This is a genomic window from Nonomuraea sp. NPDC049158 (assembly GCF_040648335.1).
Lineage (GTDB): Bacteria > Actinomycetota > Actinomycetes > Streptosporangiales > Streptosporangiaceae > Nonomuraea.
In genome coordinates this window covers 789,537-803,136 of record NZ_JBEZDM010000001.1, presented here as the reverse complement: position 1 = coordinate 803,136, position 13,600 = coordinate 789,537, and the positions used below count along the sequence as shown (strand labels likewise).

Sequence of the window (13,600 nt, the reverse complement as noted above, 5' to 3'; positions counted from 1 at the left end):
TTTCACATTCGTGAATCTCGTCCCACTGGTGTTTCGTCCATGTTTCGGACGGCGCGTTCCGAATATTCGGGCATAGACTTAGGCTTGCCTAACCTAATCGATCAAGGGATCCCCCAATGCGTCTGGCGTTCCTGCTGCCCCTTCTCGCGCTCGCCGCCTGCGGCACCTCCACCACTGCCCAGCAGGCGGGGCCGACCAGGACGGTCACCCACGCCATGGGCCAGACGAAGGTGCCGATGCAGCCGAAGCGGGTCGTGGTCCTAGACACCGACAAACTCGACACGATGGTCTCGCTGGGCCTGGCCCCCGTGGGCGCGGCCCAGGCCACCGAGAGCCAGGCGTGGCCGAAGTACCTCGGCTCGGCGCTGTCGGCGACCAAGGCGGTCGGCACCCTCCAGCAGCCGAACATCGAGGCCATCATGGCGCTCAAGCCGGACCTCATCCTCGGCACCAAGTTCCGGCAGGCGGCCTTCTACGACAAGCTCAGCAAGATCGCCCCGACCGTGTTCACGGAGAAGGTCGGCGTCACCTGGAAGCAGAACTTCCTGCTCGACGCCGAGGCCCTGGGCAAGAAGGAGCAGGCGACCGGGCTGCTGTCGGCCTACGAGACGCGGGCCAAGCAGGTCGGCGCCAAGTACGCGAAGCTGAAGGTGAGCATCGTCCGCTTCATGCCGACGGAGATCCGGATGTACGGCCCCGAGTCGTTCAGCGGCATCGTCGTCGGCGACGCCGGCATCCCCCGCCCGGAGACGCAGATGCTGGCCACGCAGCAGGACAAGCGCTTCGGCAAGCTGAGCCAGGAGAACATCGCCCAGGCCGACGCCGACGCCGTCTTCTACACCGCCTACGGCCAGGCGGCGGCCAAGAGCCAGGCGTCGGTGACCGGCGGCCCGCTCTGGAAGAACCTCGGGGCGGTCAAGTCGGGCAACGCCCACAACGTGGACGACGAGGTCTGGATGCTCGGCATCGGCGTCACGGCCGCCGGCGGGATCCTCGACGACCTGGACAAGTATCTGGCCCCGCTCGCCTGATCAGCCCCAGAACCGGCGCAGGTGCGGCACCAGCTCGCCGGCCCGCTCGTCGGGGAAGAACAGCCGCCCGCCCTCGATCTCGACGATCTCCTTGACGCCCGGGATCGTGTCGCGCAGCCAGCGGGCCCAGCTCACGTCGAAGAAGACGTCGCCGTTCCCCCACACCACCAGCGTCGGCACCGCCAGCACGGTGAGCAGCGGCTCGATCGCCACCATGTCCTTGGCGTCGATCGAGGTCAGCAGCCGCTCGAAGGCACGCGGGCCGTCGGGCTTGTCGAGGATCGGCCGCAGGTAGTGGTCGACCAGGTCCGCCGGATCGTCGATCCGCTCGTAGCCGTCGCCGAACGCCGTCTGGGCCAGCAGCTCCGGCTGGTCCAGCAGGGCGGCGGTCAAGGGCGCGAGCTCGCCCCGGGCGGCCAGATCGACCGTGGGCTGGAACGACTCCGGCGGCGTGTTGGTGTGGACGTCGCAGTTGGTGAGCGTGAGTGAGCGCAGCCGCTCCGGGTGCCGTACGGCGAAGACCTGCGCCACCGCGCCGCCCGTGTCGTTGGCGACCAGGTCGACCTGGTCCAGCCCGAGCTCGGCGCAGAGCTCCTCCACCGCCTCGGCCATCGCGGGGATGGACAGGTCGTCTCGCGGGGCGCTGCCGCCGTGCAGGGGCAGGTCGATCGCCACGCACCGGCGCTCGTCGCGCAGCTCGGCGATGACGTTGCGCCACAGGTACGAGCTGGTGGCGACCCCGTGCACGAACAGGGCGACCGGTCCGTGGCCGACGTCCACGTAGCTGATGTCGTTCATGGTCTTGTACTCCTACGCCTCGATTGCAAACCGACTGTCGGTATACGAAATTACAGACCGACTGTCGGTTTGTCTATGGCCGGGCAGCGGAGGTCCGCTCCTACAGTGGTTCCATGAACCTCAAGGCGGAACGCGGCGCGGCCACCCGCGACCAGCTCCTCGCGATCGCCACGCGGCTGTTCGCCGAGCACGGCTACGAGGGCACCTCGATCGAGGCGGTCCTCCAGGAGTCGGGCCTGAGCAGAGGCGCCCTCTACCACCACTACGCGGGCAAGGACGCGCTGTTCGAGGCGGTGCTGGAGGCGACGGAGGCGGGGATCGGCGTCAAGATCGTCGAGGCGGTCGCGGGCATCACCGACTCCGCCGAGGCGCTCCGGGCCGGCGTTCTGACCTGGATCAGGCTCGCGGGCGATCCGGTGATCCAGCGCATCGTGCTGATCGACGCGCCGTCGGTGCTGGGGTGGGAGCGGTGGCGGGCGATGGAGGCGCGCTACTCCTTCGGCATGCTGAAGGCCGCGCTACGCGCCACGGACGCCATCCCCGACGGTTTCCTGGACCTGCACGCCCACATGCTGCTGGCCGCGATCAACGAGAGCGCCCTGCTGGTCGCCAGAGGCGGCGAGCGCGAAACGGCGGAGGCGGCCCTAGAGGAGTTCCTCCGGCGCATCCTGCGCAGCCCCTGAGGAGAGCTCGGGCGACCAAGGGCTCGATCCACGAGCCGGGGTCAGGGGTTTGGTCCACGGACGGGGCCGAGAATGCGCACGTCACGGCGCCCAGCCCGCTCCACCGGAGGAGCGTGCCCCTGGACAGACGGCAACCGAGCACGGTGGGTGGGGCCCACCGTGCTCTGCCGTAAAAGAAGATGGTTGTCAGGCCGCCGCAGTGGCCATCTTCCGCAAGCGAGCAAGGGCGTCGCGCTCGATGCGGCGGGCGCGGTCGCGACCGATGCCGTAGCGCTCGCCCACCTCGGTCAGGGTGTGCTCGCGACCGTCCACCAGCCCGTAGCGCCAGCGCAGCATGTCGCGGGTGTCACCTTCGAGGTCGGTGAGCCACTGGTCGAGCCGCTCGCGCTCCAAGATGTCGATCGCCTGCTGCTCCGGGTCGGCCCAGGTCTCATCGGCGATCATGTCGCCCAGCTCGGTCTCGTCCTCGTCGCCCACGCCGAGCTGCAGCGACACCGGGTCGGACGCCCAGCGGCGCAGCTCCCGGACCCGCTCGATCGGCAGCTCCAGGATCCCGGCGAGGTCGTCGTCGGTCGGCTCCACGTCGAACTCGGCCAGCATGTCCCGGCGCACCCGCATCAGCCTGGTCATCTGCTCACCCGCGTGGGTGGGCAGCCGCACCGGCCGTGCCTGCTCGTGGATGGCCCGGCCCACGGACTGCCTGATCCACCACGTGGCGTACGTCGAGAACTTGTAGCCCCGCTTGTAGTCGAACTTCTCCACCGCGCGGACCAGCCCCAGGTTCCCCTCCTGGACCAGGTCGATCAGCGGCATCCCGCGCCCCGAGTATTTGCGGGCCACCGCCACCACCAGGCGAAGGTTCGCCTGGATGAATTCGTCTTTCGCCCGCCGGCCGGAGATCGCGACGCGCTCCAGCTCCTCATCGGCCGCGTCACCGATGCGCGGCTCCGCACCCCCGCTGTCGAGCAGCTGCTCGGCGAACAGGCCCGCCTCGATGCGCTTGGCGAGCTCCACCTCTTCCTCCGCCGTGAGCAGCGGGACCCGCCCGATCTCCGCCAGGTAGGTCCCCAGCAGATCGCGATCAGCGACGTGCTGCTCCTGCGTGCGACTCCCCGTAGGCCTTGCCATCCCCAGGCACCTCGTTCCGCAGCTACGTTCTTATCCGGCCAACGTCCGGCCAGATGCAAAGATTCCCTAAAGGGCTACGACCAGGGGACGGTTCTGGATGTCCTCCTAAAGGAGGAGACCACCGAGAAACACCTGGTGAACGAGGGGAACACCCGGCCGATAGGCGAGATGGACGTAGGAAGGAGCGTCGAGCACGACGAGGTCCGCGCGGGCTCCCGGTAGCAACCAGCCTACGTCCGTACGCCGTAGCGCGCGGGCCCCGCCACGGGTCGCGGCCCTGATCGCCTCCAGCGGCGTCATCTCCATCTCCCGTACGGCCAGCGCCACGCAGAACGCCATCGACGAGGTGTAGGAGGAGCCGGGATTGCAGTCGGTGGCCAGCGCGACGACCGCCCCCGCGTCGAGCAGCCTCCTGGCGTCGGGGTACGGCGACCGGGTGGAGAACTCGGCGCCGGGCAGCAGCGTCGCCACGGTGCCAGGGGCGTCCTTCGGCGCGCAGGCGGCCAGCGCGTCGACGTCGGCGGCCGTCAGGTGGGTGCAGTGGTCGGCCGAGGCGGCGCCCAGCTCGCAGGCGATCCGCACGCCAGGCCCCTCGCCGAGCTGGTTGGCGTGCACCCTGGCCTGCAGCCCCGCCTTGATCCCGGCCTCCAGCACCGCTCTGGTCTGGTCGCCGTCGAAGGCGCCGCGCTCGCAGAAGGCGTCCACCCACTTGGCGTACGGCGCGCACGCCCGCAGCATCTCGCCGGTGACCAGCCGCACGTAGTCGTCGGCCGCGATGCCCGAGGGCACCACGTGCGCCCCGAGGTAGGTGGTCTCGTCGGTCAGCCCGGTGGCGATCTCCAGCGAGCGCCGTTCGTCCTCGACGGTCAGCCCGTAACCGCTCTTGATCTCCACGGTAGTGGTGCCCTGCGCCCGCATCTCGCCGACCAGGGCGGCGGCCCTCGTCGCCAGCTCCGCGTCGGAGGCCGCGCGCGTGGCGGCGACCGTGGTCCTGATGCCGCCACCGGTGTAGGGCACGCCGGACATGCGCGCCTGGAACTCGTGCGTCCGGTCACCGGCGAACACCAGGTGCGCGTGGCTGTCCACGAACCCCGGGATGACGGCCCGGCCGCCGGCGTCCACCCGCTCGTCGGCCTCCGGCGCCCGCTCCGCCGGGCCCACCCAAGTGACCAGGCCGTCCTCGGCGACCAGCGCCGCGTCCTCGATCTCCTCCCGCTCCGGATCCCCGGTGTAGAGCAGCTTGATCCCGTCGAACAGCACAGAGGTCATCGAACCCATCCCATCGCCTCGGTCAGCATGGCGCCCACGTCGCCCAGCGTGTGCCGCCCGTCCGACACGACGCGCCGGCCACCTGAGATCACCGAGTGCACGTCGGCCGCCGTCGCCGCGAACACCACCGCCTCCAGCCCGCCGGCGCCCGCCGTACGGACCGAGTCGAGACGTACGGAGACCAGATCCGCCCAGGCGCCCGGCACCAGCAGCCCGGCGTCGGGGAAGCCCAGCGAGGTGTGGCCCACGGCCGTGGCGGCGGTCAGGAGCTCCTCGGCGCGCCAGTGGCCGCGCTCGCCGGTGGCCAGCCGTTCGTCCAGCTCGACCGCCCGGGCCTCCTCGAACAGGTCGATGATCGCATGGCTGTCGGAGCCGAGCGTGATGGGCGCGCCGCGGTCGAACAGCGTCCTGGCGGGCCCGATGCCGTCGGCCAGGTCGCGTTCGGTGGTGGGGCACATGCAGATGTGCGTGCCGGACTGGGCGAGCAGCTCGATGTCGACGTCGCTCAGGTGGGTGGCGTGGACGGCGGTGGAGCGCGGCCCGAGCACGCCCCGCTCGTGCAGCACCTGCACCGGGCTGGCCGCGTACATCTCCACGCACGCGGCGTTCTCGGCCCGCTGCTCGGAGACGTGCGCGTGCAGCGGCGCCGCGTGGTGGCGGGAGAACTCGGCGACCACCGGCATCTGCTCCGCCGGCACGGCCCGCACCGAGTGAACGGCCGCGCCGATCTCCACGTCGGGCTGCCCCTTGTAGGCGGCGGCCAGCTCGTCGGCCCGGCTCGCCCACCCGTCGGCGTCCCCGTCCCCGAAGCGCGCCTGCGCCCCCACCAGGCTCGTGCCGCCACCGGCCGCCGCGCCCGTGCCGATGCCGCCCGTCAGGTAGCAGGTGTCGAGCAGCGCGATGCGCAGGCCCGCCTCCCGGGCGGCCTGGATGAGCGCGTGGCCCATCGCGTTCGCGTCGTCGTACGGACGGCCGCCCGGCGCGTGGTGCAGATAGTGGAACTCCCCCACGCAGGTGACCCCCGCCAGCGCCATCTCCGCGTAGGCGGCCCTGGCCAGCGCGAGGTAGCGGTCCGGGTCGAGCGCCGCGGCCACCTCGTACATCCGCTCACGCCACGTCCAGAAGTCGCCCGCGCCCGCCTGCGTGATGCCGCGCAGCGCCCGGTGGAAGGCGTGGGAGTGGGCGTTGGCCAGACCGGGCACCGTCAGGCCCGCCAGGCCCTCGGCGCCGTCAGGGTCGCCCCGCGTCACGTCGGCGATTCGGGTCCCGTCGACCCTGATGAGCACGTTTTCGTGGACGCCGTCGGGCAGCCAGGCGTGCTCGCACCAGTAGGTCACCGACACAGGTCCTCCAGAACGTTCGCGAGAGCGACCACCCCCGCCCCGCATGAGGACACTGTAGTGAATGAATCCATTCAGTTGACCGGGCCCGCGCTGGGCCGCAGCGTGAGCTCGGTCAGGTGCGCGTCGGGCCCGGCGTTGACGGCAGCCAGCACCGCGCGGGCCACGGACTCGGGCTTGAGGTATTTGTCGGGCTGGTAGTCGCCGCCCTCCTGCTCACGGACACCGCGCTGCATGTCGGTGTCCACCCGGCCCGGGAAAATGGTGGTCACCCTGAGCTCGGCCTCCTCCTGGCGCAGCGCGTCGGCGAAGGCCCGCAGCGCGAACTTGCTCGCCGCGTAGGCGCCCCAGCCGGGGTTCGCCCGGAGCCCGGCGCCGGAGTTGACGCAGACCACGTGACCGCCGGCCCCTCTGAGCGCGGGCAGCAGCAGCCGGGTCAGCTCGGCGACGGCGATCACGTTGAGCTCCATCGTCCTGCGCCACACGTCGGTCGTGAGTTCCGCGACCTTCCCTAGCAGGCCGACCCCGGCGCTGTGCACGAGCAGGTCGAGCCGCTCGACGCCCGCCACGTCGGCCTCGGTGACCTCGGTCAGCTCGACCGGCCACGCCCTGGCGTCGGGCAGTTCGGCCACCAGGGCGGCCAGCGCGTCGCGGTCGCGGCCGCCGAGGATGACGTGGTGCGTGGGCCCCAGCGCCCTGGCAATCGCTTCGCCGACACCACGGGAGGCGCCGGTGACCAGCGCGATCGGTCGTTCAGTCATGCGGCTCAGTTTATGACCTTGACATGGGTTCAAATTTGACTACAAACTTGAATATGTCTTCTTCGACCCGTGTGCTCATCCTCGGTTGCCTCCTCGACAAGCCGCTCAACGGATATCAGGTCCGCCGGCATCTGGAGGTGATGGGCGCGGAGCACTGGGCCAACGTGGCGTTCGGCTCGATCTATCACGGGCTGAGCAAGATGGCCGACGAGGGCCTGCTTGAGGTGGTCGAGAGCGGCAAGGGCGGCAAGACGGTCTACGAGATCACCGAGGCGGGCCGCATGGAGTTCCACCGCCAGCTGCTCGAGACCTGGTACGACGTCCGGCCGATCATCGATCCCTTCCAGGTGGCGCTCACGTTCATGGACCGCCTGCCCAAGCAGGAGATCCTCGACGCGCTCGACGGCAGGATCCGGCAGCTCAGGATGTCGATCGAGACGATGGAGAGCATCTACGGCGTCAAGCAGCGCTACGGCGCGCCCCGGCATGTCGACGAGAACTTTCGCCTGACCGTCGCCATGCTCACCGCGCACCTCGACTGGGCGGAGAAGGCGGTCACCAGAGTCGAGAACGACGAACTACCGTAAGGAGCCGCACATGATCATTGACGCGCACGGCTTACGCAAGACATTCACCACGAGGAGCAGAAAGGGCACCCAGACCGTGGAAGCGGTCCGTGGTGTCGACCTCGAAGTGGGCAAGGGCGAGATCTTCGGCGTCCTCGGCCCGAACGGCGCCGGCAAGACGACCACGATCAGAATGCTCGCCACGCTGATCACACCCGACTCCGGCACGGCCACCGTCGCCGGGCATGACCTACTCAAGGCGCCCGGCGCCGTCCGGCGCAACCTGGGCTACGTCAGCCAGGCCGGTGGGGTGGAAGAGGCCACCACGCCACGGGCGCAGATCGTCATGGCCGCGAAGATCCACAGCGTGCCCGACCCGGCCGGCGCCACAGCCGACGTACTCGCCAGGTTCGACCTGACGGAGATCGCCGACCGGCCCGGCCGTACACTCTCCGGCGGCCAGAAACGGCGCGTGGCCATCGCGCTCGGGCTGGTGCACAGCCCGCCGCTGCTCTTCCTCGACGAGCCCACCACCGGGCTCGACCCCCAGAACCGGGCCAACCTCTGGGACCGCATCAGGCAGCTGCGCGAGCTCGGCACCAGCGTGCTGCTCAGCACCCACTACCTCGACGAGGCCGACGCGCTGTGCGACCGGCTGGTGATCGTCGACCACGGCCTGGTGGTGGCCGAGGGCACACCGGGCGAGCTCAAGCGCGAGGTCGCCGACGACGTCGTCACGCTCAGGCTGGACGAGCCGGAGCGGGCCGCCGAGACGCTCAAGCCGTACGCCCGCGAGACGCGCGTCGACGACGACGTGCTGCGCGTGTACGTCGACGACGGCGAGCACACCCTGCCCACACTGCTGCGGGCGCTGCAGGAGCAGCGCCTCGCCCTGTCCTCGATCGCGCTCGACCGCGCCACCCTCGACGACGTCTTCCTGGCCAAGACCGGCCGATCCCTGCGCGACACCGGAGCCGCCGCATGATCCGTCACACCCTGCTTTTCCTGGTGTACGAGCTGCGCAACACGTTCAGGAACCCGATCTGGCCGCTGTTCGGCATCGTCCAGCCGGTGGTGTACCTGCTGCTGTTCGGCCCGCTGGTGGCGGGTGCCGCCGGACAGCCCATCTCCGCGCAGCTCACGAGCTTCGCGCCGGGCATGCTGGTGATCACCGCGCTGTTCGGGGCGATCGGCGTCGGCTACGGCATGATCTACGAGCTGCGCAGCGGCGTCCTGGAGCGCATCGCGGTCAGCCCCGCCTGGCGCCCGTCGATCGTGCTCGGCCGCACGCTCCGCGACGGGGTGGTGCTGATGCTCCAGTCGGTCGTGGTGATCGTGATCGCGCTGGTCATGGGCATGCGCGCCAGCCTGCCCGGACTCGCCGTCATGGTGGTGCTCATCGCGGTGACCGGCCTGTTCTCCTCCGGCATCGCGTACGGCCTGGCGCTGTCGCTGCGCGACGAGAACGGCATGGCGCAGATCATGCAGTTCTTCGCCCTGCCCGTCATGCTGCTGTCGGGGGCGCTGCTGCCGATGACGCTGGCGCCGGAGTGGATGCGGAAGGTGGCCGTGTTCAATCCGATGTACCACCCGGTGGTGGCGGGCCGGGCGCTGTTCGCCGGGAATCTGACCGACGTGTCGATCCCGATCGCGTTCGCGGTCATGCTGGTGCTGGCCGCGCTGACCGTGACCTGGTCGGTGCGCTCACTACGCCGGATCGCCGGTTAGCTTGTGGGACTGGAACCGATCAGGGGGTATCGCCGGTCACGAACGTGCCGGTCTCGTCGGTCATCCGCTCGTACTCCTCCAGCCGGGCCTGAGTACGCAGCGGCGCGGCGTCGGCCATGGCCTCGACCAGGGCCATGGCCAGCGTGAGCGGCGCCGCGTGGGAGTCGAACACCAGCCGGTCCCCCACCGGCGCGTCGAGCACCACCTCGGCGGGGAAGTCGGCCTTGTCGCAGATGACGGCGATCCGCAGCCCCAGCTTCTCGGCGTACTCCAGGGCGTGCATCACCTCGGCCGGATAGCGCGGCAGCACCACGGCGAGCAGCCATTCGGCGCCCGCCCGCCGCGCGGCGTGCAGCCCATCGATCAGCTCGGAGCCGCCGTGGGTCAGCAGCCGCACTTCCGGATGGATCCGCCGCGCGTAGTAGGCGAAGGTGGTGGCCAGCCCGCAGGAGACCCGCAGCCCCAGCACCGGGAGCGGCTCGGTGGCGGCCAGCGACTCTCCCAGTTCCTTCAGGGGCAGGCCCGCCAGCCGCTCCCTGACGGCGGCCAGGTTGCGGATCTCGCTGTCGATGGCGCCCTGGAGCAGGCTCTCCTCCGGCGGCCCGCCCAGCACCAGCGGGCGCAGCGCCTGCCGCAGCTCCGGATAGCCGGCGAAGCCGAGCACCATGGCGAACCTGGTCACGGACGGCTGGCTCACCCCTGACCGCTCGGCCAGCTCGACGCTGGACAGGAAGATCGCCTCGTCGAGGTGCTCGGACAGGTAGTGGGCGATCCGCCGCTGCACCGGAGACAGCCGCCGCCCGTCGAGAAGCCCGCCAAGACCACTGTGGTATCCACCTGTCACAGCAGCTCCAACACCATCTGTCCGACTTCTCATCCCCCCGCGCGGTGCGGCTTATACGACCTCCTGAATGAACACATTCACCTATGTCACTCGCAGAGTGCTAGCTCACCAGGAACTGGGTCGCGGCCAGTTCGCGGTAGAGGTCGTCCTGGCCCACCAGCTCGTCGTGGGTGCCGACCGCGCGTACCCCGCCCGCCTCCATGACCACGATGCGGTCCGCGTTGGTCACCGTGGACAGGCGGTGCGCGATGACGAGGACGGTCGTCTCGGCGGCCACCTCGGCGATGACCTCGCGCAGCCGGAGCTCGTTGACCGCGTCGAGCTGCGAGGTGGCCTCGTCGAGCAGGAGCAGCCTGGGCTTGCGCAGCAGCGCCCTGGCGATGGCCACCCGCTGCCGCTCGCCGCCCGACAGCAGCACGCCCCGATGTCCGACCGCCGTCTCAAGCCCCTCGGGCAGCCTGGCCACCAGGTCGTCCAGGCGGGTGCGGACGATCGCGCGCCGCAGCTCCTCCTCGGTGGCGTCCTGGGCGGCGAAGAGCAGGTTCTCCTTGAGCGTGCCCGCCAGCACGGGAGCGTCCTGCTCGACATAGCCGAGAGTGGCCCGCAGCTCGGCGAGCGGCCAGTCGCGGATGTCCCGGCCGTCGACCGTGATCAAACCGTCCTGGTGCTCGTAGAAGCGCTCCAGCAGGGCGAACACCGTCGACTTGCCCGCGCCCGACGGCCCGACGAGCGCGGTCAGCCCGCCGGGCGGCACGTCGAAGCTGACCCCGTCGTGCACGATCGGCCGGTCGTCCCCGTAGCGGAACACCACGTCCTCGAACCGCACCCCCGCAGGCCGCGCCCCGAGGAGGGCCGCCGGAACCGTGGTGCCGACCGGCTCGGCGGGCAGGTCCTCGATCTCCTTGATCCGCTTCATCGCCGCCAGGCCCTGCTGCAGCTGCACCATGCCCTCGACGATCTGCCCGATGGGCGCGACCAGATAGAACAGGTAGAGCAGGAACGCGATCAGCGACGAGACCTCCAGCACACCCGAGGCGACCCGCGCCCCGCCGACGGCCAGCACGCACAGGAAGGCGATCTGCACCGTCATCCAGGTCGCCACCCCGGCCAGCGAGGTCCACCCGGCCACCTGCAGTCCCCGGTCGCGAGCGCGCGTGGCGGCGCCGCCGACGACCGCGATCTCGCGATCCTCCGCGCCGCTGGCCTTGACCGTCCGGTACGCCTGCAGCGCCCGGTCGAGCACGGCGCCCATCTCGCCGACGGCCTCCTGGGCCTGCTTCTGCGCCCGCTGGATCCTGGGCATCACCAGCCCGGTCAGCCCGCCGATCACCACCACCACGAGCAGCGTGACCAGCAGCAGCACGCCGTCCATGGTCGCCATCAGGATGATCGCGCCGGCCAGCATGAACACCGCGCCGATCGAGTTCACGACCCCGTTGGTCAGTACGGCCCGCAACAGCGTCGTGTCACCGGTCACCCGCGACAACAGATCGCCGGGCTTGAGCCGGTCCACGTCGGCGACCTTCAGCCGGAACATCCGGTCGATGAGCCGGCGCCGCGCGCCCAGCACGATGCCCTCGCCGGTGCGCTCCATCAGGTACGTGCCCAGAGCCGACACCACCGCCCCGACCAGCACCGCCACGGTCAGCCCGACCAACGGCCCGGCCATCGACTGATCCTGGCCGAAGGCGTCCACCACGTACTTGGCCAGCAACGGCATCGCCAGGCCGGCCGCCGAGCCGACCAGGCCGAGTAACCCCCCGAGGACCAAGATCTTCCTGTGTGGGCGCATGTAGGCGAGCAGCTCTCTGATCACCGTGTCTCCTCTCGCGATATATCCCGACATCCCCAACGAACGGCGGGGCGCAATCCGCACCCGTCAACCTAAATTGACGACCTAAGTATGTCAACTTTCATTGACGTCTCATTCTCGAGGAGGAGAAGACACATCCGTTCGCGGAGTTGCGACGAATACGCCGTCGAGGAACCCGGCCGGAACCTCTCGATCACGATCAGCACTCTCGAAAGGACCGAACATGGAGCTCCGGATCAACCGGCGCGCTCTAGTCGGACTGGGCGTCGCGGCGGCGTTGACCGCCTCCTCGTTCGCCCTGCTCCGTACCGACTCCGGCGACGCTTCCTCGCACCGCGAGGCACCGATGATCGCGGGGGACCCGCGCAACGACAACACCGACGTGTACGCGTTCGTCAGCCCCGACAAGGCCGACACGGTGACCCTGCTGGCCAACTGGATCCCGTTCCAGGAGCCGCAGGGCGGCCCGAACTTCTACACGTTCGACACCAAGTCGCGTTACAACATCAAGATCGACAACGATGGCGACGCCAAGCCCGACATCGTCTACCAGTGGACCTTCCGCGATGAGGACCGGCGCGGCAACGCCACGTTCCTGTACAACAACGGGCCCGTCACCTCGCTCCACGACGAGAACCTGCTCTTCCGCCAGCACTACACGCTCAGGCGGATCACCGAGGGCGGCAGCAGGACGCTCATCTCGGACGGCATCGTCGCGCCGAGCAACGTCGGCCCCGCCTCGATGCCCGACTACGGCACGCTGCGCGCCCAGTCACTGAAGAGCCTCCCGAACGGCGGCAAGGCCTACGCCGGCCAGTCCGACGAGGCGTTCTTCCTGGACCTGCGCGTCTTCGACCTGCTCTACGGCGGCAACCTGTCCGAGGTCGGCCAGGACACCACCAAGGGCTACAACGTGAGCACCCTGGCCGTCCAGGTGCCCGCCCACGACCTGGCGCTCCGGGGCGACGCCCGGCGCAACCCGGTGGTCGGCATCTGGTCCACCACGGACAAGTGGCGCCCGAACGGCTACGTCCAGGTCTCGCGCCTGGGCAACCCGCTGGTCAACGAGGTCGTGATGCCGGCCGGTCTGAAGGACGCGTTCAACTCGCTGCCCCCGGTCAAGGACGCCGGCATCCCGGAGGTGGTCAAGCGCGTCACCGACCCCGAGGTGGCCAGGCTGCTGGAGGGCATCTACGGCATCAAGGCGCCGGCGACCCCGCGCGGCGACCTGGTCGAGATCTTCCTGACCGGCATCGCCAAGGGCAACGGGCCGATCAAGGCCGACCTGAACTCGCAGACCCTCAACAAGGACGCCGGCAAGCTGCGTCCCTCCGAGATGCTGCGGCTCAACATGGCGGTCCCGCCGTCCAAGGACCCCAACCGGCTCGGCGTACTGGCCGGTGACCTGGCGGGCTTCCCGAACGGCCGCCGCCTGTCCGACGACGTCGTGGACATCTCGCTGCAGGCCGTGGCGGGCGCCGCGCTGTCCGGCAAGCTCGTCCCCGGCCTGACGGACAAGGTCGACAAGAACGACAAGCCCATCCTGGACTCGTTCCCGTACATCCCGCTGCCCAGCAACGTGGCTGTGAACCAGCGATGAGCCCCGACCGGCCGGCCTCCTCTCCGGGCCGGCCGGTCC

General features: G+C 70.0%; 13 protein-coding genes. 6 read left to right on the top strand and 7 right to left on the bottom strand.

Going from position 1 to position 13,600, the window contains the following annotated elements; translation table 11 throughout:
* The first annotated feature begins 116 nt into the window (after window positions 1-116).
* Window positions 117-1,031: an iron-siderophore ABC transporter substrate-binding protein gene (locus AB0B61_RS03550; RefSeq protein WP_358427344.1), complete on the top strand. Its 915-nt coding sequence runs from the start codon at window positions 117-119 to the stop codon at window positions 1,029-1,031.
* Here the strand turns inward: AB0B61_RS03550 and AB0B61_RS03545 are convergent, their stop codons facing one another.
* A complete protein-coding gene (locus AB0B61_RS03545; RefSeq protein ID WP_358427341.1) occupies window positions 1,032-1,829 on the bottom strand; it encodes an alpha/beta hydrolase in 798 nt (265 codons plus the stop codon).
* Window positions 1,830-1,942: 113 nt separating this feature from the next.
* Between AB0B61_RS03545 and AB0B61_RS03540 the strand changes: the two genes are divergently transcribed.
* The gene (locus AB0B61_RS03540) at window positions 1,943-2,512 is read left to right on the top strand and encodes a helix-turn-helix domain-containing protein (RefSeq protein ID WP_358427338.1); all 570 of its coding nucleotides are present in this window, start codon (window positions 1,943-1,945) and stop codon (window positions 2,510-2,512) included.
* A gap of 186 nt (window positions 2,513-2,698) precedes the next feature.
* Here the strand turns inward: AB0B61_RS03540 and AB0B61_RS03535 are convergent, their stop codons facing one another.
* The 4 genes from AB0B61_RS03535 to AB0B61_RS03520 all read right to left on the bottom strand — a co-directional run bounded on the left by AB0B61_RS03535 (window position 2,699) and on the right by AB0B61_RS03520 (window position 7,010).
* Window positions 2,699-3,640: a sigma-70 family RNA polymerase sigma factor gene (locus tag AB0B61_RS03535; protein WP_358427335.1), complete on the bottom strand. Its 942-nt coding sequence runs from the start codon at window positions 3,638-3,640 to the stop codon at window positions 2,699-2,701.
* 105 nt (window positions 3,641-3,745) lie between these two features.
* Window positions 3,746-4,909 (bottom strand): imidazolonepropionase, encoded by a 1,164-nt coding sequence (gene hutI, locus AB0B61_RS03530; protein ID WP_358427332.1) that lies wholly within the window; start codon window positions 4,907-4,909, stop codon window positions 3,746-3,748.
* The gene (locus tag AB0B61_RS03525) at window positions 4,906-6,297 is read right to left on the bottom strand and encodes a formimidoylglutamate deiminase (RefSeq protein WP_358427329.1); all 1,392 of its coding nucleotides are present in this window, start codon (window positions 6,295-6,297) and stop codon (window positions 4,906-4,908) included. Before AB0B61_RS03525 ends, hutI begins: the two co-directional genes overlap by 4 nt.
* A 26-nt stretch (window positions 6,298-6,323) precedes the next feature.
* The gene (locus AB0B61_RS03520; protein ID WP_358427326.1) at window positions 6,324-7,010 is read right to left on the bottom strand and encodes an SDR family oxidoreductase; all 687 of its coding nucleotides are present in this window, start codon (window positions 7,008-7,010) and stop codon (window positions 6,324-6,326) included.
* A gap of 53 nt (window positions 7,011-7,063) precedes the next feature.
* Between AB0B61_RS03520 and AB0B61_RS03515 the strand changes: the two genes are divergently transcribed.
* Genes AB0B61_RS03515 through AB0B61_RS03505 form a run of 3 tightly spaced genes read left to right on the top strand, consistent with a single transcriptional unit; the run spans window position 7,064 to window position 9,304 of the window.
* Window positions 7,064-7,597: a PadR family transcriptional regulator gene (locus tag AB0B61_RS03515; RefSeq protein WP_358427323.1), complete on the top strand. Its 534-nt coding sequence runs from the start codon at window positions 7,064-7,066 to the stop codon at window positions 7,595-7,597.
* 10 nt (window positions 7,598-7,607) lie between these two features.
* A complete protein-coding gene (locus tag AB0B61_RS03510) occupies window positions 7,608-8,561 on the top strand; it encodes an ATP-binding cassette domain-containing protein (RefSeq protein ID WP_358427320.1) in 954 nt (317 codons plus the stop codon).
* The gene (locus AB0B61_RS03505; protein ID WP_358427317.1) at window positions 8,558-9,304 is read left to right on the top strand and encodes an ABC transporter permease; all 747 of its coding nucleotides are present in this window, start codon (window positions 8,558-8,560) and stop codon (window positions 9,302-9,304) included. The genes AB0B61_RS03510 and AB0B61_RS03505 overlap by 4 nt, the downstream gene beginning before the upstream one ends.
* A 19-nt stretch (window positions 9,305-9,323) precedes the next feature.
* On the opposite strand, the gene AB0B61_RS03500 is transcribed toward AB0B61_RS03505, so the two are convergent.
* Both AB0B61_RS03500 and AB0B61_RS03495 read right to left on the bottom strand, forming a co-directional pair.
* A complete protein-coding gene (locus AB0B61_RS03500; RefSeq protein ID WP_358427314.1) occupies window positions 9,324-10,148 on the bottom strand; it encodes a MurR/RpiR family transcriptional regulator in 825 nt (274 codons plus the stop codon).
* A 100-nt stretch (window positions 10,149-10,248) separates the two neighbouring features.
* On the bottom strand, window positions 10,249-11,964 hold the full coding sequence (locus AB0B61_RS03495) for an ABC transporter ATP-binding protein (RefSeq protein ID WP_358427311.1): 1,716 nt from the start codon (window positions 11,962-11,964) through the stop codon (window positions 10,249-10,251).
* A gap of 220 nt (window positions 11,965-12,184) precedes the next feature.
* Between AB0B61_RS03495 and AB0B61_RS03490 the strand changes: the two genes are divergently transcribed.
* The gene (locus AB0B61_RS03490) at window positions 12,185-13,561 is read left to right on the top strand and encodes a DUF4331 domain-containing protein (RefSeq protein ID WP_358427308.1); all 1,377 of its coding nucleotides are present in this window, start codon (window positions 12,185-12,187) and stop codon (window positions 13,559-13,561) included.
* Window positions 13,562-13,600 lie beyond the last annotated feature (39 nt).